The sequence below is a fragment of the Planotetraspora mira genome (assembly GCF_016863275.1).
In the GTDB taxonomy this organism is placed as follows: domain Bacteria; phylum Actinomycetota; class Actinomycetes; order Streptosporangiales; family Streptosporangiaceae; genus Planotetraspora; species Planotetraspora mira.
This window is the reverse complement of sequence record NZ_BOOO01000033.1, coordinates 109363-131689: the sequence shown is the minus strand read 5'-3', so window position 1 is coordinate 131689 and position 22327 is coordinate 109363. Positions and strand designations below refer to the sequence as shown.

Genomic DNA, 22327 nt, shown 5'->3' with positions numbered 1-22327 from the left:
TCTGTGCATGATCACGCACCGAGGCGTGGCTGGTCGTGGGGGGATTCACGAATCTGCGCATGATCACGATCAGGGAATGGGCTGGTCGCCGGGCATGACCACGAACCTGTGCATGATCACCCCCATCCAGTGCCCCGGAATGATCGGCATGGGGACGCTCTTGGCGGGCAAAAGAGATATGCCGAAGGTTTCGCCAGCCCGGGGGATTGTGAATATGACGCGAATCGCCGCTGTCCACGGAGTCCTTCCCCCGAACCGGTACCCCCAGGAAGAGATCACCGACGTCTTCGCCAAGGTCTGCCTGCCCCAGGGCGGCGACCGGAGACTGCTCGACCGGCTCCACACCAGCGCCCGCGTCTCACACCGCAACCTCGTTCTCCCGCTCGACCAGTACGGCAAGCTCGACGGCTTCGGCATGGCCAACGATCTGTTCATCGAGGCGGCCGTCGAACTCGGCGCCGAGGCCATCACCGGCGCGCTCGACGCGGCGGGCCTCACCCCGGACGACGTCGACATGATCATGTGCACCTCGGTGACCGGCATCGCGGCCCCATCCGTCGACGCGAGGCTGGTGAGCCGCCTCGGCCTGCGTCCGGACGTGAAGCGGGTGCCCGTCTTCGGGCTGGGCTGCGTGGCCGGCGCCGCGGGGATCGCCCGCCTGCACGACTACCTGCGCGGCTGGCCCGGCCACGTGGCCGTCCTGCTCTCGGTGGAGTTGTGCTCGCTCACGCTCCAGCGGGCGGACGCCTCGGTCGCCAACCTGGTCGCCAGCGCGTTGTTCGGGGACGGCGCCGCGGCGGTCGTCGCCGTCGGGGACGAGCGGGCGGCGGGGCGGGGTCCCACGGTCGTGGACACCCGCAGCCGCCTCTACCCGGAGTCCGGCCGGGTGATGGGCTGGGACGTCCGCGACTCCGGCTTCAAGGTCGTGCTGGACGCCGGCGTCCCCGACGTCGTGCGGACCTACCTCGCAGGCGACGTGGAGGCCTTCCTGCGCGGCCACGGGCTGGCCGCGCCCGACATGACGGCGTGGGTGTGCCATCCCGGCGGACCCAAGGTCCTCGACGCGGTGGCAGAGGCGCTCGAACTCCCGGGCGGCGCGCTCGACATGACCTGGCGCTCGCTGGACGCGATCGGGAACCTGTCCTCCTCGTCCGTCCTCCACGTCCTCAGGGACACCCTCGCCCTCCGTCCGCCGCCACCGGGCACTCCCGGGCTGCTGATCGCGATGGGCCCCGGCTTCTGTTCCGAACTCGTCCTCCTGCGCTGGTAACCCGGAGGTTCCCGCACGTGTCCCCCTGGTACGCACTGCTCGTCGTCCTCGTCGCGGTTGAACGCCTCGCGGAGTTGGTCGTGGCCCGCCGCAACGCGCGGTGGAGCCTGGCCCGAGGCGGGGTCGTCGCCGGACGCGGCCACTACCCCTGGATGGTCGCCCTCCACACGGGGCTCCTGATCGGGTGCCTGCTGGAGGTGTGGCTGGCAGGCAGGCCTTTCGTCCCCGCGCTCGGCTGGCCCATGGTCGTCCTCGTCCTCGCGGCGCAGGGCCTGCGCTGGTGGTGCATCACCACACTCGGACGCCAGTGGAACACCGAGGTCATCGTCGTGCCCGGCCTGCCCCTGGTGACCCGCGGGCCGTACAGCCTGCCGTGGCTGCGCCATCCGAACTATGTGGCGGTGGCGGTCGAGGGGGCGGCGCTGCCGCTGGTCCACACCGCATGGGTGACCGCGGTCGTCTTCACCGTGCTGAACGCCGTCCTGATGGTCGTCAGGATCCGGTGCGAGGAATCCGTCATGGACGAGCTCTCCGCCGCGTCCACGGGCTCCGCTCCGCGGAGAGGGACGCCGGAGTGATCGACGTCCTCGTCGCCGGCGGTGGCCCGGCGGGGCTCGCGACCGCGATCAACGCCGCGCGGGCCGGGATGGAGGCGGTCGTGGTGGAGCCGCGGGCGGGTCCCGTGGACAAGGCCTGCGGCGAGGGACTGATGCCGACGGGGGCCGCCGCGCTCCGGTCGATGGGCGTGCTCATGGACGGCAGGCCGTTCCGGGGCATCCGCTACCTCGACGGATTTCATCGAGCGCAGGCGGCCTTCCGCGACGGCCTCGGGATCGGCGTGCGGCGGACCGTCCTGCACGCGGCCCTCGCCGACCGCGCGGAGGATCTCGGCGTCCGTGTCGTCTCCGGCCATGTGGACGGCGTATGCCAGGAGACCGGCTCCGTGCTGGCGTCCGTGGGCGGCCGGCCCCTGCGGGCGAGGTGGCTGGTCGCCGCCGACGGGCTGCACTCCCCCATCCGGGCGATGCTCGGGCTGGAGCCGCGCCCTTCCCGGCTCCGGAGGTACGGCCTGCGCCGCCACTACCGGACGGCGCCGTGGACGGACTTCGTGGAGGTGCACTGGGCGCCCGGAGGCGAGGCTTATGTCACCCCGGTGAGCGACGACCTCGTCGGCGTGGCCGTGCTGAGCTCCCGGCGCCGGGCCTACGACGACCACCTGGCGGAGTTCCCCGATCTGCGGGCCCGGCTGGACGGCCCGGCGGCGACTCCGGTCCGCGGGGCGGGCCCTCTCCTCCAGCGCGTACGGTCCCGGGTCGCCGGCCGCGTGCTGCTGGTCGGCGACGCGGCCGGATACGTGGACGCGCTCACCGGTGAGGGTCTCTCGCTGGCGGTGTCGTCGTCGGAGGCTCTGGTGAGCTGTCTGCGGGCCGGGCGGCCCGAAAGCTACGAGCAGGCCTGGCGCCGTCTGTCCCTGCGCCACCGGGTGCTGACCTCCGCCCTGCTGACGGCTCGGCGCCACCAGGGGTCCGCACGCCTGGTCGTCCCGGCGGCGCAGCGTCTGCCCGTTCTATTCAGCGCGGCGGTCCGCGCACTCGCCTGAGACCGTCGCCATCGCCAAGGCGCAGAGGACTGCCGGGTTCGCTGCGGTCAGGGTTTCTCGTGGCTGTCCCCTCGCCTGCCGCAACGACCGCGGAGTTACCCTTCGACTTGAATATCATGTCTTCCGATATATCCTGGCTACATGACATCACGGCCGATGACGGAACCCGCGTTCCTCGTCCTCACCGCGCTGGCCGACGAGCCGCGGCACGGCTACGGCATCGCGCAGGAGGTCGAGCGGCTCTCCAGCGGCCGTGTCCAGCTCAAGATCGGCACCTTGTACGGCGTGCTCGACCGGCTCGCGGCCGATGCGTTCGTGGAGCCCGACCACGAGGAGGTGCGGCAGGGACGGCTGCGCCGCTACTACCGGCTCACCGATGAAGGGGCGCAGGCCCTGGAGAAGGAGGCCGTACGGCTGGCCGGCAACGCGCGGCGCGCGGTCGAACGGCTGCGGCTCAGGCGGGCGGAAGGTCTGGCATGAGCATCCTCGAGCAACGCTACCGGTGGGTGTTGCGGCTGCTGCCCGCGGCCTACCGGGCCGAGCGCGAGGAGGAGATGGTCACGGCCTTCCTCGAGGGCGCCCGGCGCGGGAAGGCCGGCATGGACGACCAGAGGCCACGCTGGATGGAGATCGCCAGCGTGGCGACACTCGCGCTGCGGTTGCGGCTGGGCGGCCCGGGTGAGCCGCCGAGGTCGTTCCTCTGGGGGGAGGCGGTGCGCCGGGCCGCCGTTCTCGGCCTCGTCTTCTGGACGACGGTCGGCTGCCTGTCCGCCACCTTGACGCTTTACACGTACGGCATCCTCGCCGAGGGGCCGCCCGACGGCCTCACCATGGGAATCGGCGATCCCGGCTCGCCGGAGCGCCTCCGGCATGTGCTGGCTGATCTGGCGCCCCTGCTGTGGGCGGCGAGCCTCGGTGCGCTCGTCCTCGGCCGCCCTCTCACGGCCAAGGCGGCGGCCGTGGCCGCACTGGTCGTGCCGTACGTGCTGGTCCCCCCCGCCCTGAGCGTCGGCGGGTGGGAGATCGCGGTTCGCTGGGCCTGCACCCTGTTCCCGGCCGCGGTGACGGCGCTGGCGCTGATGATCGGATTCCACCGCGACGCGCCGCCGCCGCGCCTGTCTCGAGGGCGGGCTCTAGGCATGGTCGCGCTTCCGGCAGCCGTGGGCATCCTGCTCTCTCTGGTCGTCGGTGTGCTCGACTCGCTGACGAGGGCAGGAACCGTCCCGATGAGGCTCCTGATGCAGGTATTGATGTGGGTCGACATGCCCGGCCTCGCCTGCGTGGCGCTGACGACCGTGACGGTGTGGTGCGTGGCCGGGCGCCGGACGTCCAGGCGGTCGTCCGCGCCGGTGGCGCTGGCAGCGGCGATTCTGACCGTGCCCGTCGTGCTCGCCCGGACGGCCATACTGCACCCGGGCGCGACCGATTCCATCACCGGGATCATCAACCTCGTCGGATGCGTGCAACTGGGTCTGCTCTTGATGAGCGGGATGACCCTCGTCGTGATGGGCGCACGAGCGCTGCGGACAGCGACGGACGGCGATCTCACCGAGTTGCGCGGGCAGCACGGATAACATTCACGCACATCGCGATGATTCCGGCATCCATCCGGCGATTCGCAAATAGAACGCAATTCGACTCCACATTAAGTCGCCATATTCATTGACCTTTCATGCAATGATCTGATCGTGCATCCGAGCGAGGCCGATCCTCTGGCGAGGATGACTGGAGGATCTTCACTTGCCCAGCTCCGCCATGCTCGCTCTCGCCGCCGTGACCGTCTGCCTGCTGTGCGCCGCCGTCGCCGTGCTCGTCTGGCGTTCACGACGGCCGGGCCCGCCTGACGCCGAGGCGCTGCGCAAGGCCGCGGCCGAGGCGCGTGAGCAGCTCGGCCGGGACGTGCACGACCTGGTCGGCAGCCGCCTCTGGCTGGCTTCGCTGCAGGGAGAGCTGGCCTACCGCCTCGCCGACGAGAACTCCCCCGTACGGCCGGCACTGGCCAACGTGATCGAGTCCGTACGGCAGGCGGCGACCGACATCCGCAACGTCACCCGTTCCTACCAGGAGATCTCCCTCTGGTCGGAGATCGCCGACGCCCGGGCCGTCTTCACGGCGCGCGGCGTCGACTGCACGCTGCGACTCGCGGAGGTGGACCTCACCCCGGAGGCGAGCGCCGTCTTCGCCGTCACGGTCCGTGAGGCCGTGACCAACGTGCTCCGGCACAGCGACGCACGCCATTGCCTCATCGAGATGAGCCTCACGGGACGCTCCGTCACGCTCACCGTCGCCAACGACGGCGTGGAACCCCTGACCCGTCCGCAGGGCGGCACCGGCATCGACAGCCTGCGCACCCGCGCGGCGGCGCTCGACGGCACGGTCAGCACGATCCTCGACCTGGACGGCTGGTTCCGGCTGGTGGCGGAGCTCCCCAGCCGCCCTTCCCGCTAGCGGAGCAGTCGGCGCCCCGCCGCTCCCAGAATGCGGTCAGGCCTCTCACCTGTGAATCCACCAGGACGCCGCGTCCGCGTCCCGACCCGTCCATGGATCCGTCATGCGATCACCCATGACCTGAATCACGGTCGGCCACATGACGTACGCCTATACAGCTGTTGACTCACGTAACTTGGCCCACCCCCTTAATTCCGGAATTCTTTGAAGTGTTCGACCTAAGGGGACATCTTGTGATTAACACGTATGAGAATTATTGCTTCGCGGATCCTTTCTTCTATGACACGCTCGACCGGAAACGCGCCGAGCACCCGGACTTCTCCGTCACCGGCCTCGCCCTTCCGGACGGCTGGGCGCATGTCGCGACGGACACGTGGTCGCACTACGCACCGGCCGGCGGCCGGCTGCCGCAGCAGGGGTGGAAGATCCACGTCTCCTCTTGTCTTGATCAGGCCGAGCAGGTGCTCGCGGCGGTGTGGGACTACTGCGTCACCCATCGGCTGGCGTTCAAGTTCCTGCGCGGCCGGCGCGTCATGATGATGCGGAACTCGAAGTACGCCGGCCGCGAGTCGAGCGGCAAGCTCGTAACGATCTACCCGGTCGACGAGGTCCAGTTGGAGCTCGTCCTCAAGGAGCTCGCGGGGATCCTCGAGGGCGTGGCGGGGCCGTACATCCTGAGCGACCTGCGGTACGGCCCAGGCCCGCTGTTCGTGCGGTACGGCGGGTTCGCGGAGCGGTACTGCGTGACGGAGAACGGCGAGCGGGTGCTCGCGATCGAGACCCCCGAGGGTGAGCTGGTCCCCGACGTCCGCGGGCCCGCCTTCGTCCTCCCCCCGTGGGTGACCCTTCCCGGGTTCCTCGAACCGCATCTGGAAGCCAGGAACTCCGTCACCATGGAGGGCCTGCCGTACCGGGTGGACAGCGTGCTGCACTTCTCCAACGGCGGCGGGGTCTACCTCGGGACCGACGTCCGCACGGGCGAGCGGGTGGTGCTCAAGGAGGCGCGTCCCCACGCGGGGCTGGACGCCGCCGGCCGGGACGCGGTCACCCGCCTGCGCCACGAGGCCGAGATCATGGAACGGCTGGCCGGGCTGGAGCAGGTGCCCGCCCTGCGGGACTACTTCACGCTCGGGGAGCACCACTTCCTCGTCCAGGAGCATGTGGACGGGACGACCCTGAGCCGCCTCATCGCGCAGAAGCATCCCCTCACCAGCGCGGACACCGGGGACGACGTCCTCGCCGGCTACACCACGTGGGCGGTCGGCATGCTCGGCGAGGTGGGGCGGGCGCTGGCCGCCCTGCACGAGCGGGGTGTGGTGTTCGGCGACCTCCACCCGTTCAACGTCCTCGTCGCCGGAGAGCGCGTGGTGCTCATCGACTTCGAGGTCTCCTCACTGGCCGCCGATCGCAAACGGCCCACACTGGCGAACCCCGGTTTCGTCCCGCCGCCCGGGCGGGCGGGTGTGGAGGCGGACGAGTACGCGCTGGCCTGCCTGCACCTCGGCATGTTCGCCCCGATGGCCACGATGATGTTGCCCCTCCACCGGCCGAAGGCCGTCCATCTGGGCCGTCTGGTCACCGAGACCTTCCCGGTGTCTCCCGATCTGGTCGCGGGAGCCGTACGGACGATCGTGGGCCACGAGCCGCCCCGGCCGCCCGCGAGCATGCTGGCGGAGAGCTGGCCGGCGATCAGGGAGTCGATCACCCGGGCGATCCTCGCGAGCGCGACCCCCGGCCGTGACGACCGGCTGTTCCCCGGCGACATCGTGCAGTTCGAGCCGGGCGGAGGCGTCAGCCTCGCCAACGGCGCGGCCGGCGTGCTGCACGCCCTGGCGGTCACGGGAGCCGGGCGCTTCCCCGACCATGAGGACTGGCTGGCCGAACGGGCCAAGGACCCCGCGGCCGGCATCGGGTTCTACAGCGGGCTGCACGGCGTGGCCTACACGCTGGAGGCGCTCGGCCGCCGCGAGGACGCGCTCGACGTGGCCGAGGTCTGCGCCGGGGAGGACTGGGAGCGCCTCGACCTGAGCCTCTACCGCGGCATCGCCGGCATCGCGCTGAACCTGCTCCACTTCCACGACGTGACCGGCGAGGCGGCGTTCCGCGAGCGGGCCCTCCAGATGGCCGAGGCGGTGGCCGACCGGCTCGGCGGGCCGGACGACGTGCCCGAGATCAGCGGGGGCGTCCACCCGCACGCAGGCCTGATGTACGGCTCGTCAGGACCGGCTCTCATGTTCCTGCACGCCTACGAGCGGACGGGCGACGGCCGCCTGCTCGACCTGGCCGCGACCGCCCTGCGGCAGGATCTGCGGCGCTGCGTGCGGAGGGACGACGGCCAACTCCACGTTCAGCAGGGCTGGCGGACCAACCCCTACCTCGACGAGGGGTCGGCCGGAATCGGGCTGGTCCTCGCCCGGTACCTCGCGCACCGGCGGGACGAGACGTTCGCCGAGGCACTGGAGGTCATCCGTCCCGTCACCACGCTGTCCTACTTCATCCAGCCGGGCCTGTTCGCCGGACGCGCGGGGATGATCGCCTGCCTCGGGATGGAGGGGCGGCCGGAGGCGGCCGCCCGGCAGATCTCCCGCCTCGCCTGGCATGAGCTGCCCTTCAGGGACGGCCTGGCCTTCCCCGGAGCTCAACTGCTCCGGTTGTCGATGGACCTTTCCACGGGGAGCGCCGGAGTGCTGCTCGCACTCGGCACCGTGCTGCACGACGAGCCGGTGCGCCTCCCCTTCTTCGAGCCCCCCGGATGGCGTCAGGCGCAGGGGCCCCTGCGTAAGCCCGCCGGGTCCACCATCCCGACAAGTAGTGGAAGGAGGTGTTCGTAAATGGCACTTCTCGACCTGCAGACCCTCGAGACCCCCGGTGGTCACGGTCACGGTCACGGTGGCGGCGGCGGCAGCAACCTCAGCCTGCTGGCCTGCACTCCGCACGAGAACAGCAGCCTCAGCCTGCTCTGCGGCTGATGACGATTTAGCACGACAGACCTGGGCGGGCCTCGTGGCCGCCCAGGCTCTCGTCTCTCCGGGGTGCTCCAGCCGAGGCCCCGGCGAGCGGCCGGTTCGGACAGGTTCAGGGAAGGGGCCGATGTCCTCACGAGCGGCGGACCAGCTGATCAGCGCGGCCGCGCGGCACAGCGGACGGTGGCTCTGGCTCCTCGCCGTCACCGCGCTCGCCGGTTCCGTCGCGGAGTTGTTCCTCCCGATGGCGCTCGGCCGTACTCTCGACGCCCTGGCCGGGACCGCACCGGGCGGCCATGGATGGCTGCCCGCGACCGTACTCCTTGTGATCTTCGTCGTGGTCTGCGACGCGCTCGGCGTCCTGTCGTCCGGAGCGAGCGGGGCACACGCGGCCCTGTGGTTGCGCCGCCGCGTGGTCGGCCACATCCTCGCCGTCGGGGCGGCCATGACCAGGCGGTTCACGACCGGTGACCTGGTGACCCGGGCGGGGGTGAACGTGGAGGAGGCCGCACGCGCGCCCGAGGCCGTCGTCACCGCCGCCTCGCTGGTCATCCCCTCCGCCGGAAGCGTGGTCGCCCTCGCCCTCATCGATCCGTGGCTGGCGGCGACGCTCGTCACCGGACTCCTGGCCATCGTCGGCGTCGTCCGGGCGTTCATGCGCAAGACCACCGCCGCCGCCGCGGGTTACCAGCAGGCCCAGGGGGAGATCGCGGCCCGGCTCGTCGGCGCCCTCGCGGGCGCGAGCACCATCACCGCGGCGGGCACCCAGGACCAGGAGGTGGGCCGCGTCCTCACGCCTCTCCCCCGTCTCCGTGCGCACGGGCTGGCGTTGTGGCGGCTCCACGCGCGCGCGGGCGTGCAGGCCGCCGTGGTGATCCCGCTGCTGGAGACGGCCGTGCTCGCCGTGGGCGGGCTCAGGCTCGCGAGCGGCGACCTCACCGTCGGCGAACTGCTCGCCGGAGCCCGCTACGCCGTCCTGGGCGCGGGCCTCGGCTCGGCGATCGGCTACGCGGGCAGGCTCGCCCGCGCGCGGTCGGCCGCTCACCGCCTCGAACGGCTGCTGACGGAGCGGCCCCTCTCGTACGGCTCCCGCCCACCGGCCGGCGGGCGCGGGCGGCTGGAGTTCCGCCGGGTCACCGTGCGGGCGAACGGCACGCCGCTGCTGAGCGACATCGATCTGGTGGTCCCCGGCGGGTGCTGCGTGGCGGTCGTCGGCCGATCGGGCTCGGGCAAGTCGTCGCTCGCGGCGGTGGCGGGGAGGCTGGTCGACCCGGACTGGGGGTCGGTGATGCTCGACGGCGTCCCGCTGCCGGAGATCGGGCGTGACCATCTGCGCCGCGCGGTCGGGTACGCGTTCGAGCGCCCGGTCCTGCTCGGCGCCACCGTCGGCGACGCCGTCGGCTTCGGGCAGCGGTGGCCGGACGCCGGCCGCATCCACGCCGCGTCGCAGGATGCCTGCGCCGACGCGTTCATCCGCCGCCTGCCCCGGGGATACGCCACCCCGATGGCGGAGGCGCCGATGTCGGGCGGCCAGGCCCAGCGCGTCGGCCTCGCCCGGGCGTTCGCCCAGGCCGAGCGGCTGCTGATCCTCGACGACGCCATGTCGAGCCTCGACACCCTCACCGAGCGCCAGGTCAGCCGCGCGCTCACCGGCCGGCTGGCCGACCGCACCCGCCTGGTCGTGGCCCATCGGGTCACCACGGCCGCCCGGGCCGACCAGGTCGTCTGGCTGGAGAACGGCCGCGTCCGCGCGCATGGCACGCACGAGTCGCTGTGGGACGACCCGGACTACCGGGCGGTCTTCCAGGGGGCCTCATGAGGGGCGGGCTCGTGCGGATCTTCCTGCGCCGGTCGTTGTCGCGGGAGCCGTACCGGATCGCCCGTCTGGGCGCCTGGTCGCTGGCCGAGGTGGTGCCCGCGTTCGCGGGAGGCCACGCGGTGGCGCGGGCGGTCGACGACGGGTTCGCGGCGGGGCGTCCGGGGACCGGGCTCGCCTGGCTGGCCCTGCTCGCCGCCTCCTGGCTGCTGGCGGCCGTCGCGGCCCGGCAGATCCTGCTGAACATCGCCGCGGTGGTCGAGCCCTTCCGCGACGACCTGCTGACCCACGTGGTCTCCGCAGCGTTGCGGGCGGGGCGTGACGGCGACGCCGCGGCGGTGGCCCGGATGAACCATCAGGTCGAGCTCGCCAGGGACGCATTCGGAGCGATCATCACAGTGGTGAGGTCGTTCGTGTTCACGCTGGTCAGCGTGGCGCTCGGCATGATGACGCTCGCGCCGGCCGTCGTGCCGCTCGTGCTTCCTCCCGTGCTGCTCGGCCTGGTGCTGTTCCTCGTGTCCCTGCCCGCTCTGGCCCGGCGGCAGCGGGACTTCATCCTGGCCGACGAGCGGACGGCCTCGGCGGTCGCCGTCATGGCCGGCGGTCTGCGCGACGTCGCGGCCTGCGGAGCCGAGGTCCGCGTCGCCGCCACCGTGGGCCGCGAGATCGGCGACCAGGCCCGGGCCGCCCGCGCGCTGGCCCGGGTCACGGCCACCCGCACGTTGTCGCTCGCCGTGGGCGGCTGGCTGCCCATCCTCCTGCTGCTCGCGGGCACACCGTGGCTGATCGGCCAGGGGCTGACGGCGGGGGTGGTCCTCGGCGCGCTCACCTACGTCATGCAGTCGCTCACGCCCGCGCTGTCCGGGCTCGTCCAGGGGCTGGGCGTCAGCGGCGTACGGCTGGCCGTCACGTTGGAGCGGATCCTCGGCAGTGCGGCCACGCCGGAGGTCACTGAGCCGCGGACGCGCCCCGAGGGCACGGGGCTGAAGCTGAGCGGAGTCGTCTTCGCGTACGGCCCCGAGGCGGAGCCGGTGATCGACGGTCTCGACCTGGTCGTGCCCGAAGGCGACCACCTGGCGGTGGTCGGGCCGAGCGGGATCGGCAAGTCCACCCTCGCCGGCCTCGTGGCCGGAGTGCTGCGGCCGGCCGAGGGCTCCGTGCTGATCGGCGGCGTCCCCGCGAGTAAGGCGCACGAGGCGGCGCGGGCGCTGATCCCGCAGGAGGCCTACGTCTTCCACGGAAGCCTCGCCGACAACCTCACCTACCTCGCCCCTGAGGCGCCCGCCGGGGCGGTCGACGAGGCGGTGGCCGCCTTCGGCCTGGCCGACCTGGCCCAGCGGTTCGACGGCTACCACGCCGAGATCGACCCCGCCGAACTGTCTGCGGGAGAGCGGCAGTTGATCGCGCTGGCCAGGACCTATCTGTCGCCCGCGCGGCTGGTCGTGCTCGACGAGGCGACCTGCCATCTCGACCCCGCCGCAGAGGCCAGGGCCGAGGCCGCGTTCGCCGCGCGAGGGGGGACGCTGATCGTCGTCGCCCATCGGATCTCCTCAGCGCTCCGCGCCCGGCGGGTCCTGGTCATGGACGGCACCCGCGTCCTGCTCGGGACGCATGAGGAACTGGTCGGCGCCTCACCGCTGTACGCCGACCTCGTCGGCCTGTGGGCGGATCACCGCCTCCCCCATTCTTTGGCGTGATCATGCACAGGTTCGTGATCACCCGCTCCCACCTGCCCACTTCCCATGCGTGATCATGCACAGATTCGTGATCATGCCTGCCTACCAGCCCCTTTCCCCGCCGTGATCATGCACAAGTTCGCGATCAACCTGCGTGACCAGCACCTTCCGTTGGCGTGATCATGCGGCCATTCGCGTACGGCAAGCCTGACCTGCCGGAACACCGTTCATGATCATGCACGATCCCAGCGTTGGCCGGGCCGGTGCATGATCACCACCCGTCGTCTGCGCCACCCGCGCGAACTGCTCCCCTCGGTCAGCGCCGGGGGCGCTGGCGGAGGATGCCGATCTCGCGCCCGTTGGCCGGCCACAACCAGCCCGACTCGGAGGCGATCTGAATCGCCTCCACGCGTGACCGGGCGCCGAGCTTGGTGAGGATGCGGGATAAGTAGTTCCGGACCGTTCCATGCGAGAGCGAAAGCCGCTCGGCTATCTCGCTGACGGTGGCCCCCGCGGCGGCGGTCTCCAGGATGTCCAGTTCGCGGGCTGTGAGCGGGTTGCCGTCCGTGTCGAGCGCGGCCGCCGCGAGTTCGGGGTCGACCACTCGCTCACCGGCGTACACACGGCGGATGCAGTCGACGAGATGGCCGGGCTCGGCGTCCTTCACGATGAAACCCCGCACATTGGCGTCCAGCGCCCGGCGCAGGGCCAGGGGCGTGCCTAGGCCGGTGAGGATCACCGTCTTGCAGGTGGGTAATCGCCGGTGCAGTTCGGAGGCCGCAGTCAGCCCGTCGATCCCGGGCATCCCGATGTCGAGGAGGGCGACGTCCGGCCGGCGGAGACAGGCGAGCCTGACGATCTCCTCGCCTCTCGCGGTCTCGGCGACCACCTCCAGGTCGCCCTCGCAGGACAGAAGCGCGATCAGAGCCTTACGGATCAGGTGCATGTCCTCGGCGAGCAGCAGACGAATCACAAGCGGTTCCCTCGCGCTTCCTTGTCCCCGACGCCCGGACCGTGACGGTCCGGGCTCACTCACTATGGACGCCGGACATCGTTTTCGGTTGCCCTCTCTACCCCATCTATTACTTTTAATCGCGAGTCTTGTCGGCGAAAGCCGTACAGGTCTGGAAATTGCGCGAATAGCAGAAAAATTCCCGGCTCCGCGAGGGAGCCGGGCAGGAACGAGCAGCGAGAACACCCCAGCCTGGGCGATTATGCGATTTTCAAGGCAAAGAGGGAATTTATTACGATTTATGGGTTCTTATCGGCACTGATGTCACCGGCATAGTGACCGGTGCCCTCATATTCCGCACGCCAGACGCCATCGCCCATTCCGCGAAGGCGGCCGCTGAACCAGCCGTTCTTGTCGGTGACGGCCGTGCCCATCGTGCGCCAGGTCCCCGTGCCGGCGGGCCGGAAGCACAGGGCCACCGACTGACCGGCGAACGGCCGGTAGTCCACCCGCCCGAGCGGGTCGACACGCAACAGCGTTCCGGTGATGCGAACCTGGTTGTCGTTGCGGACGACGTTCACACCTTCGATCGCGGTCTCCCTCTTGAGGAAGAAGATCGTCCGAGAGGTGACGACGGTGCCTGCCGCGTTCCTTGCGGTGGCCGTCACCGTCCACTGGCCGCTGGGGTACCACCGCGACAACGGCTTCTCCGGCAGGAACAGCCAGGTCTCCCATTCGCCGCTGCTACTGGTGCTCGGGACCGCCGTGGCAGCGGCCCGCATGGGGCCACGCGGGATGGTGTGCGCACTCGGGACGGCGGCGGGCGTAGTGGACGCGGGCGTGGTCGGACGAGCGCTCCCGGTCTGCGCCGGGATCTGCGCCGGCGCCTGGGCGGGAACCTTGGCCTGCGCGGGAGGCGGCGCCTGAGCCGGGGGCCGAACCGGAGCAGGCACCTTCGCCTGGGCGGGGGCTTGCGCAGGAGCAGGCGCGGGAGCCTTCGCCTGGGCGGCCTGCGCAGGCGCCGGGGCCTGGACCGGAGCAGGCGGCTTAGACGGAACGACCTGCGGCGCGGGGACCTGGGCCGGGGCCTGCGAGGAAACCTGCGCAGGAGCCTGGGCGGGAGCCTGAAGCGGGATCGGCACCTGAGCCGGCGCTGGGGGCTGAGCAGGGACTCCCGGTACGCCATTGCCGGGGTTGCCGGGCGACTGCGGGACGTCAGGCGCCGGTGGAGTCTTGGGGCCATCTGGAGTCACCGGGCCGGTACGGCCGGGTTCGAGGAGAACGGAGACGGCGGTCGCACCCCGCGCCATTACCTCGATCACGACCTTGACCGAACCCGACGGCCCCACCACAGGGGTTCCCGGCTTCACCGTGATGGATCGGATGGCCAGTTCATCGGCGGCCGTCGCCGGGGCCGAACCGGCCGCCAACGTAACCGCCAGTCCGAGGATAGGCGTCGCAATCAAACGTCTCATCATGGCCAGTGACCGTACGCAGCCGGAGGTAATCCCCCCGCCCCTGACACACACCCCAATGAGCAAAACCACCCCCGCCCCCAACGTGATCATGCACACATTCGGGGTTATGGCCGATGACCAGCCCCAACTCCGCACGTGATCATGCGCAGATTCGGGGAAAGCGGCGCTGAGCTGCGGATACTACATCCGTGATCATGCACACCTTCGTGCATCCGACCCTTGACCAGCCTGTTCCCATGGCCTGATCATGCGCGACCCGCGGCATACCCCATCAACGCTCTTCCAGCGGCCGGCGCCGCTTGAAGGCCCGCAACCATGCCTCCCGGTCGACTCACATGACGGACCCGTACGGCCCTGCATGATCACGGATGCCGTATCCGCAGGCCATCGCTACCTTTTCCGAACCTGCGCATGATCACGAATACCGAGTCCGCAGGTCAGCACCGCTTTCCCCGAATGTGTGCATGATCACGACGGAGGAAAGGGCTGGTCGGGGGGGAATCCACGAATCCCTACATGATCACGAATTGTGGACCCGCAGGTCAGCGGCACCTTCTCCGAACCTGTGCATGATCACGCGAGAGGGGAGCTCGGCGGGGGGGAAGGGTTGTCACTTTGGGCACATTGGTGGGCTTACGTCTCTATTGTGTGCCGGAATTACTCACTTAAGTGATGATTTGGCATAGGAACTAACTAAAACGCAAAGAACATCTACTTTGGGGGTAACGTGCTGTGGGCACTGCGTGAATCGGGGGAGAGCGCATGACACAGCCGCCCGTGCGGGATAAGACCTTCTTCGGCCACCCGCGTGGCCTGGCCACCTTGTTCGGCACAGAGATGTGGGAGCGCTTCAGCTACTACGGCATGCGCTCCATTCTCGTGCTGTTCCTGTCGGCTCCGGCCATCCGCGGCGGCATGGGCCTGTCGGAGACGACGGCGGTCGGCGTCTACGGGGTCTACATCGCCTCCGTCTACCTGCTGGCGCTGGCCGGCGGCTGGATGGCCGACCGGCTGTTCGGTCCGCGCAGGACCGTCCTGTACGGCGCGCTCGTCATCATGTGCGGCCATCTCAGCCTGTCGATCCCGATCGGCGGGGCATCCGTCTGGCTGGGGCTCGTCCTGGTCGCCCTCGGCAGCGGCATGCTCAAGCCCAACATCGCGGCGCTGGTCGGCGAGCTGTACCGGCACGAGGACGACGCCCGCCGCGACTCGGGCTACACCGTCTTCTACCTGGGGATCAACCTCGGAGCCTTCGTCGGCATCATGGCCGTCCCGTGGTTGCAGCAGGGCGACCGCTGGCACCTGGCGTTCGGCGCGGCAGCCGTCGGAATGGTCGTCGGCCTCGCACAGTACGTTCTGGGCCGAAGGCACCTGGGAGGCGTGGGCGAGGAGCCCGACCATCGGCTGACGCCCGCCGAACGGCGCCGCTTCCGTGCCATCCTGGCGATCTCGCTGCCCTCGGTGGCGGTGGCCCTGGCCCTGTGGGGGCTCAGCGGGACCTTCACCATCGACCGGTTCTCCCTGGTCCTCGCGATCGGTACGGCCCTCGTCCCCGTGATCTACTTCGTCTTCCTCTTCCGCTCGCACGAGATCACGCCGGACGAGCGCACCCGTCTGTCCGCCTACGTGTGGCTCTTCCTCGGCGCGGCCGTCTTCTGGTTCATCTACGACCAGTCGGGCAGCGCCCTCACGCTCTTCGCGCAGAACAACACCCAGCTCGACGTCATGGGCTTCCATGTCCCGCCCGGCTGGATCAACAACGTCAACTCCCTTGCCATCATCTTCCTTGCCCCGGTGTTCGCCGAGGCGTTCTTGAAGGCCGGAGACAGGGTCAGCGCCCCGCTGAAGTTCGCCGTGGCGCTGCTGCTCGTCGGGCTGAGCTTCGTCGTCATGTCCGTCGCGTCCGGCATCGCCTCGGGCGGCATACGGGTGTCGATCATGTGGCTGATCTCGGTGTACCTGATCCAGACGATCGGCGAGCTGTTCCTGTCCCCCGCCGGCCTCTCGGTCACCAACAAGCTCGCGCCACGCGCGTTCGAGAACCAGATGATGGGAGTCTGGTATCTCGCCATCTCCCTCGGCGACGCGATCGGCGGCCAGACCTACCGGCTGACCCGGGTGGTCCCCATGCCGGCCTACTACCTGGGCCTCGCCCTGGCCGCCATCGTCGCCGGTATCGCCATGCTGATGTTCGCCCGCCGGATCCGTGCCCTCATGGGCGAGGGCGCGTCCCGGCCGGCCGAGCTCACAGGGTAGGGGTGAGCGACGCCGGCGGGCGGTAGCCGTTCGGGACCGGCGAGGCGGCGATGCGGCGGATCGCATCCTCCAGCACCTGGGGCGGCTGGGTGAACGGCAGCCGCAGATAGCGCTCCAGCGCGCCCTCCACGCCGAACCACGAACCGGGCGCGAGCCGTACGCCGGTGGAGGCCGCGGCCTCCACCACGGACGTCGCGACCGGCGAGTCGAGCCGCACCCACAACGAGCCGCCCCCTCCCGGCACGGTGAAGCTCCACGCGGGTAACTCCTCGCGCAAGACCGCCACGAGCGCCGAGCGGGAGGCCCCCAGGGTACGGCGGCGCTCGGCGCGGCTGTCCTCGATGCGGCCGAACAGCCCCGTGACGACGAGTTGCTCGAAGACCGCGCTCGCGATGTCCACCGCGGCTCTCAGCACTGCCAGGCGGCGCACCAGCGCGGCCGTCCCCCGGATCCAGCCGATCCGCAGGCCGCCCCACCACAGTTTGGACGCGGAGCCGATGCTGATCACCCGGCCGTCGGTGTCGAACGACGCGAGCGGGGCCCGCGTGCCCACGTCGTCGATGGCGAGTTCCACCCACGTCTCGTCGACGAGCAGGGTCGTGTCGTACCGCCGGGCGGCCGCCACCAGTTCGGCGCGGTCGCCGTCCGCCATCAGGTGGCCGGTCGGATTGTGGAAGTCCGGAATGACGTAGGCGAGCCTGGCCGCCGACTGCCGCATCGCGCTGGTGACCAGGTCCATGTGCCAGCCGTCCTCGGGGATGCCCACGGGCACGAGTCGCGCGCCGCGCATCCGCGCGACATCGAGGATGTGCGGGTAGGTGGGCGACTCGACCAGCACCGGGTCCCCCGGCCCGGACAGCAGCGTCATGAGCAGGTGGATGGCCTGCTGCGCGCCCGTGGTGACGATGATCTGGTCGGGCCGCGTGGCGACCCCCCGCCGGCAGTACCTGTCGGCGATTGCCTCCCTCAACGTGGCGAGGCCGACCGGGTCGTAACCGATCCCGAGGGCGTGGCGATGGTAGGCCTGCCCCGCCTCGGCGATCGCCTCACCGAGGAAGCCGGTCGCCGATGGCGCCGCGCTGTGCAGCGGGAGCAGGCCGTCGTCGTCCGGCGCGATCCACGGATTGTCGGACCCGAGCGCGCCCGGCCCCGGAAGCGTGGTCCAGGTGCCCGATCCCTGGCGGCTGTCCAGGTAGCCCTCCTCGCGCAGCCGGTCGTACGCGGTCGTCACGGTGGTCCGGCTGACTCCGAGCGCCTCGGCGAGGTGCCGCTCGGCGGGGACGCGCACCTTCACCGGCAGCCGCCCGTCCAGGATCAGGCCGCGTACGGCTCCCGCCAGAGCCTTGTAGTACGGCCGGGCGTCGGCCGGGACCTCCACGAGTCTCGCCAGCTGGGACGCACTAAGATACCGGTCCATAAGGCCACTTTTCCTGATTGGCTCTTTATTTGCAACCAATTGGCCCGAAAGATGGAAACCACTATGACTGAGATCTCGCTACCCCGGTTTGGTTCCCTCTCGTCCAGGCTCGTCCGCCTGTACGCCGGGCTCGTCGTCTACGGCGCCGGCATCGGACTGCTCGTCCAGTCCGGCCTCGGCCTCGACCCCTGGGAGGTCTTCCACCAGGGCCTGTCCTTCAGGACCGGCTGGTCGATGGGGTTCTGCATCAACCTGGTCGGCGCCCTCGTGCTGCTCCTGTGGATCCCGCTGCGGCAGCGGCCCGGCCTGGGCACGATCAGCAACGTCCTGATCGTGGGCAGCTGCGCCGACCTCGTGATGTGGCGGGTGGCCCCGCCCTCCCACCTCGTCGCCGAATGGGCCTTCCTGCTGGGCGGCATCGTCCTGGTCGCCGCGGCGGGCGGCCTCTACATCAACGCGGGCTTCGGCCCGGGTCCGCGCGACGGCCTGATGACGGGGCTCGCCCGGCTCGGCCTGTCGGTCCGGGTGGGCCGCACCCTGGTCGAGCTCACGGTGCTCGCGGCGGGCTGGATTCTCGGCGGGACGGTCGGCATCGGGACGATCGTCTTCGCCGTCACCATCGGCCCTCTCACCCAGGTGTTCATGAAGATGTGGCGGCCCGCCGGGTAGCCTGGCCCGCATGCTGATCGAGGACTACGCCCTCATCGGGGACATGCAATCGGCCGCCCTCATCGGCCGCGACGGCTCGATCGACTGGCTCTGCCTCCCCCGGTTCGACTCCCCCGCCTGTTTCGCGAAACTCGTCGGCGACGAGTCCAACGGCTTCTGGCGGCTGGCCCCCACCGGGCAGGAGACGGCGACCCGGCGGCAGTACGTCAAGGACACGCTGGTCCTCGAGACCGTCTGGGAGACCCCCACGGGGACCGTCAAGGTCATCGACTTCATGCCGCCCCGCCACGCCAACCCCGATCTGGTCCGGATCGTGGAGGGCGTCTCGGGGACGGTGGAGATGACCGCCGAGATCCGCATCCGGTTCGACTACGGGCGGATCATCCCGTGGGTCCGCCGCTTCGACGGCGCCCTCCACGCCATCGGCGGGCCCGACTCGGTCTGGATCCACACCCCCGTCCAGCTGAAGGGCAGCGGCTACCGGCACACCGGGACCTTCACGGTCTCCGCCGGCGAACGCCGGCCCTTCGTGTTCACCTGGCATCCGTCCCATCAGCCGCAGCCGGACCGCATCGACCCCGTCGAGGAGCTCGCGGAGACCAAGCTGATCTGGGAGGAATGGGTCTCCCAGTGCGGCTACACCGGCCCCTGGCGCGACGAGGTCGTGCGTTCACTCATCACCCTCAAGGCGCTCACGTACCGCCCGACAGGCGGCATCGTCGCCGCGCCCACCACCTCGCTGCCCGAGCACATCGGCGGGGTCCGCAACTGGGACTACCGCTTCTGCTGGCTCCGCGACGCCGCGATGACGCTCGACGCGCTGACCGACTCCGGCTACATCGACGAGGCCGGCGCCTGGCGCGACTGGCTGCTGCGCGCCGTCGCGGGCCGCCCGGAGGACCTCCAGGTCATGTACGGCGTGGCGGGCGAGAGGCGGCTTCCCGAGCTCACGCTCGACTGGCTTTCCGGATACGAGGACTCCACGCCCGTGCGGATCGGGAACGGCGCGGCCGACCAGCTCCAGCTCGACGTCTACGGCGAGGTCGTCAACTGCCTCTACCAGGCCCGCAAGAAGGGCCTGCCCCCGGACGACCACGCCTGGTCCATCGTCCGCAGGCTCATGGACTTCCTGGAGCGCAGCTGGGACCAGCCCGATGAGGGGCTGTGGGAGGTCCGCGGCCCGCGGCGGCACTTCGTCCACTCCAAGGTCATGGCGTGGGTGGCGGCCGACCGCATGGTGCGCATCGTCGAGGAGCTCGGCCGTACGGGTCCGGTCGAACGCTGGCGGGCCATGCGCGACCGCATCCACGCCGAGGTCTGCGACAAGGGCTTCGACGCCGAGCGCGGCACCTTCACCCAGTCGTACGGCTCACGCGAGCTGGACGCGGCGCTCCTCCTGATCCCGATCGTCGGCTTCCTCCCGCCGGAGGACCCCCGGGTCGCCGGCACGATCGACGCGATCGAGCGCGAGCTGATGACGGACGGCTTCGTGTTGCGCTACCCGATAGCCGAGAGCAACGACGTCGACGGCCTCCCCGGAGCCGAGGGCGCCTTCCTCGCCTGCAGCTTCTGGCTGGCCGAGGCCCTCGCCCTGGTCGGCCGCAAGGACGAGGCCCTGGAGTTGTTCGAGCGACTGCTGGCACTGCGCAACGACGTGGGCCTGCTCGCCGAGGAGTACGACCCGGTCGAGGGACGCCAGCTCGGCAACTTCCCGCAGGCATTCACCCACATCCACCTGATCCGCACGGCCCAGGCGCTCAGCTAGCCCGGACCGCGCCGCTACCGGCGCCGCCGGCCCGCGAGCCTGGGCCGGGGCTCAGCGGGACGTTCCGGCGATTCGGGCGAGCAGACGGGCGAACTCCGGCGGCGGCGCCACGACCAGGCGGGTCTGCCCGTCATGGGTGATCAGATCGGCCTGGATGCGGGTCAGCCTGCCGCGATGCCACCAGTAGACGTGGGGGCTGATCCCGTCGTCCCTGGAGTCGAACTCCCGCTGGGCGAACAGCCGGAGCCGCTCGATGGCCCGCACGACGCCGATGCCCGCGACGGGGTGGACGGCCACCGCACCCCGGTGCGGGAGCACGGTGAGCGCACCGTCGGACGGCACGAGCACATGGTCGGCCAGGCGGCGCAGGTGCGCAGCGGCGCTCGGCGCGGTCAGGAGCGACACGCGCGTGCCGCCGAGGTCGAGCCACTCGGTCATCGGCCGCTCGTCCGCCAGCGCGTTGTCCAGCGCGAGGTCGAGGGCCTCACCCGGGGGGATCGGCCAGCAGAACGCCTCCTCGGGGCGGACCGGCCGCGCGCCGATGGTGAGCACCTCGATCAGGTCGGCGCTCAGGTGCCGGCCGATGATCCGGGAGGGGTCGGGAATGGCCGGGTCGTCCGCGGCGTGAACCCTCGTGCGCAACAACGGCCGGATGGGCGCGAGGTTGCAGGCGTCGAACGGCTCACCCGACACGGCGTGGGCGAGGTGCTCCGAGACCAGCATCGGCCAGTCCTCACGGACACGTCGCGCGGCCTCCCTGCGCAGTCCCACGAGGTTGACCACGCGCCCGCTCTCCGGGGTCTCGTCGGCCGAACCGAGCGTGAGCGAGGTCCCGTCCTCGGCGAAGCCGCAGGTGAACCCCATCGTCTCGGCGACCAGCGCGAGCAGGGAGTCAAGGTCGGCGTCCTCCGCCGATCTCGATGCGGGGAGATCAGGTTGCGTCCGGCCGAGCAGTCGCCGCAAGAGTCGCAATGCACCATCCCTCCACCGCTGCCCGGATAATTCCAGGCGGCTTTCAGGGTGCCCTGTCCGGATAGCGGAACATGCCAGTCAGAGAGCACGATTTGGTATCAATAACCCCATCTGTCTCCAGCCACACACCGAACTGTGGTGATCCATGTCCGATGGGAAGGCCCGCGATGATGGGCACACCAAGGGATGCGAGCCGTTCGGTCAGCACCGGCAGCGGATCTCCGCAGTCCACCCACGACCCGAGCACGAAGCCCAGCGCGCCGTCGAGACAACCTGCCTGGAGCAACTGCGTCAGCATTCGGTCGATCCGGTAGGGCTCCTCGCTCACGTCCTCGAGCAGGACGATGCGGCCCTCCGCGCGCATGGCGTACGGCGTGCCCGCCAGGGCGGCGAGCAAGGTGAGGTTGCCCCCGGTGACAGGGGCCGTCACCGAGCCCTCGGTCCCGATCGACGCGGTGCCGGTCACCGGCCCGGACGTCCCGCCTTCGAACAGGGTGCCCTTGAGGTGGGCGAGGGTCATCGGCTCGGGGCCCGCCTCGTCCGCCATGGTCGCGGAGGCCGGCATCGGGCCGAAGAGCGTCGAGACGCCGAGCCTGTGGGCGAAGGCCCGATGCAACGCGGTGATGTCACTGGAGCCGAGGAGGATCTTGGGTTCCGCCTCCCCCATCGCGTCCCAGTCGAGCAGGTCGAGCAGCCGGGTCGCGCCGTAGCCGCCCCGTGCGCAGATCACCGCCGCCACCCCCGGGTCGCACCACGCCTCCTGGAGTTCGGCCGCCCGCGCGGAGTCCGATCCGGCCAGGTACCCCTGCCTGTCCAGCAGGCGATGCGACGCCCCCACCTCGAGGCCGAGATCCAGGAGGACCTGCTTCCCCCGGGCCAGCCGTACGGGATCGACGGGGCCGGAGGGCGCCACCAGGACGACGCGGTCCCCCCGCCGCAGCCGCCGGGGCGGGCTAACCACGGGCACGCCCGTCACCCGAAGGGAGGACGACCGAAGATCGGTGCGTTCGCGCAGGCAGAGGCAGGTGCCAGACCGTTATCGAGG

18 protein-coding genes are annotated in these 22327 nt (G+C 70.7%); 13 read left to right on the top strand and 5 right to left on the bottom strand.

What is annotated here, in order from left to right; genetic code table 11:
- Positions 1-214 precede the first annotated feature (214 nt).
- The 10 genes from Pmi06nite_RS27470 (at position 215) to Pmi06nite_RS27425 (ending at position 11794) form a co-directional block, all read left to right on the top strand.
- Positions 215-1270, top strand: coding sequence for a type III polyketide synthase (locus Pmi06nite_RS27470; RefSeq protein WP_203956021.1), 1056 nt, complete (start codon positions 215-217; stop codon positions 1268-1270).
- Between the two features lie 17 nt (positions 1271-1287).
- Entirely contained in the window at positions 1288-1848 is a 561-nt protein-coding gene (locus Pmi06nite_RS27465; RefSeq protein WP_203956020.1) for an isoprenylcysteine carboxyl methyltransferase family protein, read from the top strand.
- On the top strand, positions 1845-2870 hold the full coding sequence (locus tag Pmi06nite_RS27460) for an NAD(P)/FAD-dependent oxidoreductase (protein WP_203956019.1): 1026 nt from the start codon (positions 1845-1847) through the stop codon (positions 2868-2870). Before Pmi06nite_RS27465 ends, Pmi06nite_RS27460 begins: the two co-directional genes overlap by 4 nt.
- 141 nt (positions 2871-3011) lie before the next feature.
- Positions 3012-3350, top strand: coding sequence for a PadR family transcriptional regulator (locus Pmi06nite_RS27455; RefSeq protein ID WP_239114239.1), 339 nt, complete (start codon positions 3012-3014; stop codon positions 3348-3350).
- Complete coding sequence (locus Pmi06nite_RS27450) at positions 3347-4444, top strand: hypothetical protein (protein WP_203956018.1); 1098 nt, start codon at positions 3347-3349, stop codon at positions 4442-4444. The genes Pmi06nite_RS27455 and Pmi06nite_RS27450 overlap by 4 nt, the downstream gene beginning before the upstream one ends.
- 166 nt (positions 4445-4610) lie before the next feature.
- Positions 4611-5318, top strand: coding sequence for a sensor histidine kinase (locus tag Pmi06nite_RS27445; RefSeq protein ID WP_203956017.1), 708 nt, complete (start codon positions 4611-4613; stop codon positions 5316-5318).
- Between the two features lie 233 nt (positions 5319-5551).
- The gene (lanKC, locus tag Pmi06nite_RS27440) at positions 5552-8149 is read left to right on the top strand and encodes a class III lanthionine synthetase LanKC (protein WP_203956016.1); all 2598 of its coding nucleotides are present in this window, start codon (positions 5552-5554) and stop codon (positions 8147-8149) included.
- A complete protein-coding gene (locus Pmi06nite_RS27435) occupies positions 8150-8287 on the top strand; it encodes a SapB/AmfS family lanthipeptide (RefSeq protein ID WP_203956015.1) in 138 nt (45 codons plus the stop codon).
- 121 nt (positions 8288-8408) lie between these two features.
- Positions 8409-10100 carry an ABC transporter ATP-binding protein gene (locus Pmi06nite_RS27430; RefSeq protein ID WP_203956014.1) on the top strand — a complete coding sequence of 564 codons (1692 nt, stop codon included), beginning with the start codon at positions 8409-8411 and terminating at the stop codon, positions 10098-10100.
- On the top strand, positions 10097-11794 hold the full coding sequence (locus Pmi06nite_RS27425; protein WP_203956013.1) for an ATP-binding cassette domain-containing protein: 1698 nt from the start codon (positions 10097-10099) through the stop codon (positions 11792-11794). The genes Pmi06nite_RS27430 and Pmi06nite_RS27425 overlap by 4 nt, the downstream gene beginning before the upstream one ends.
- A 295-nt stretch (positions 11795-12089) precedes the next feature.
- Here the strand turns inward: Pmi06nite_RS27425 and Pmi06nite_RS27420 are convergent, their stop codons facing one another.
- Together Pmi06nite_RS27420 and Pmi06nite_RS27415 are read right to left on the bottom strand one after the other, a co-directional pair.
- Positions 12090-12746, bottom strand: a complete 657-nt coding sequence (locus tag Pmi06nite_RS27420) for a response regulator transcription factor (protein WP_203956012.1) — start codon at positions 12744-12746, stop codon at positions 12090-12092.
- 278 nt (positions 12747-13024) lie between these two features.
- A complete protein-coding gene (locus Pmi06nite_RS27415) occupies positions 13025-14191 on the bottom strand; it encodes a hypothetical protein (RefSeq protein WP_203956011.1) in 1167 nt (388 codons plus the stop codon).
- A 774-nt stretch (positions 14192-14965) separates the two neighbouring features.
- On the opposite strand from Pmi06nite_RS27415, the gene Pmi06nite_RS27410 reads away from it, so the two are divergent.
- Positions 14966-16459 carry a peptide MFS transporter gene (locus tag Pmi06nite_RS27410; protein WP_203956010.1) on the top strand — a complete coding sequence of 498 codons (1494 nt, stop codon included), beginning with the start codon at positions 14966-14968 and terminating at the stop codon, positions 16457-16459.
- Here Pmi06nite_RS27410 and yczR read toward each other — a convergent pair.
- Positions 16449-17876: a MocR-like transcription factor YczR gene (yczR, locus tag Pmi06nite_RS27405; RefSeq protein ID WP_203956009.1), complete on the bottom strand. Its 1428-nt coding sequence runs from the start codon at positions 17874-17876 to the stop codon at positions 16449-16451. The two genes, Pmi06nite_RS27410 and yczR, sit on opposite strands and share 11 nt — an antisense overlap.
- Positions 17877-17939: 63 nt before the next feature.
- Between yczR and yczE the strand changes: the two genes are divergently transcribed.
- Both yczE and Pmi06nite_RS27395 read left to right on the top strand, forming a co-directional pair.
- Positions 17940-18545, top strand: a complete 606-nt coding sequence (gene yczE, locus Pmi06nite_RS27400; RefSeq protein ID WP_203956008.1) for a membrane protein YczE — start codon at positions 17940-17942, stop codon at positions 18543-18545.
- A 10-nt stretch (positions 18546-18555) separates the two neighbouring features.
- Positions 18556-20310: a glycoside hydrolase family 15 protein gene (locus Pmi06nite_RS27395; protein WP_203956007.1), complete on the top strand. Its 1755-nt coding sequence runs from the start codon at positions 18556-18558 to the stop codon at positions 20308-20310.
- Between the two features lie 51 nt (positions 20311-20361).
- On the opposite strand, the gene Pmi06nite_RS27390 is transcribed toward Pmi06nite_RS27395, so the two are convergent.
- Together Pmi06nite_RS27390 and Pmi06nite_RS27385 are read right to left on the bottom strand one after the other, a co-directional pair.
- On the bottom strand, positions 20362-21282 hold the full coding sequence (locus tag Pmi06nite_RS27390; RefSeq protein WP_239114238.1) for a hypothetical protein: 921 nt from the start codon (positions 21280-21282) through the stop codon (positions 20362-20364).
- Positions 21283-21325: 43 nt separating this feature from the next.
- On the bottom strand, positions 21326-22249 hold the full coding sequence (locus tag Pmi06nite_RS27385) for a S66 peptidase family protein (RefSeq protein ID WP_239114237.1): 924 nt from the start codon (positions 22247-22249) through the stop codon (positions 21326-21328).
- Between the last annotated feature and the right edge of the window lie 78 nt (positions 22250-22327).

Coding starts and splice junctions, on each gene's coding strand:
- Pmi06nite_RS27470 (WP_203956021.1), top strand. CDS start 215: ATGACGCGAATCGCCGCTGTCCACGGAGTCCTTCCCCCGAACCGGTAC.
- Pmi06nite_RS27455 (WP_239114239.1), top strand. CDS start 3,012: ATGACATCACGGCCGATGACGGAACCCGCGTTCCTCGTCCTCACCGCG.
- Pmi06nite_RS27450 (WP_203956018.1), top strand. CDS start 3,347: ATGAGCATCCTCGAGCAACGCTACCGGTGGGTGTTGCGGCTGCTGCCC.
- Pmi06nite_RS27435 (WP_203956015.1), top strand. CDS start 8,150: ATGGCACTTCTCGACCTGCAGACCCTCGAGACCCCCGGTGGTCACGGT.
- Pmi06nite_RS27430 (WP_203956014.1), top strand. CDS start 8,409: ATGTCCTCACGAGCGGCGGACCAGCTGATCAGCGCGGCCGCGCGGCAC.
- Pmi06nite_RS27425 (WP_203956013.1), top strand. CDS start 10,097: ATGAGGGGCGGGCTCGTGCGGATCTTCCTGCGCCGGTCGTTGTCGCGG.
- Pmi06nite_RS27410 (WP_203956010.1), top strand. CDS start 14,966: ATGACACAGCCGCCCGTGCGGGATAAGACCTTCTTCGGCCACCCGCGT.
- yczR (WP_203956009.1), bottom strand. CDS start 17,876: ATGGACCGGTATCTTAGTGCGTCCCAGCTGGCGAGACTCGTGGAGGTC.
- yczE (WP_203956008.1), top strand. CDS start 17,940: ATGACTGAGATCTCGCTACCCCGGTTTGGTTCCCTCTCGTCCAGGCTC.
- Pmi06nite_RS27395 (WP_203956007.1), top strand. CDS start 18,556: ATGCTGATCGAGGACTACGCCCTCATCGGGGACATGCAATCGGCCGCC.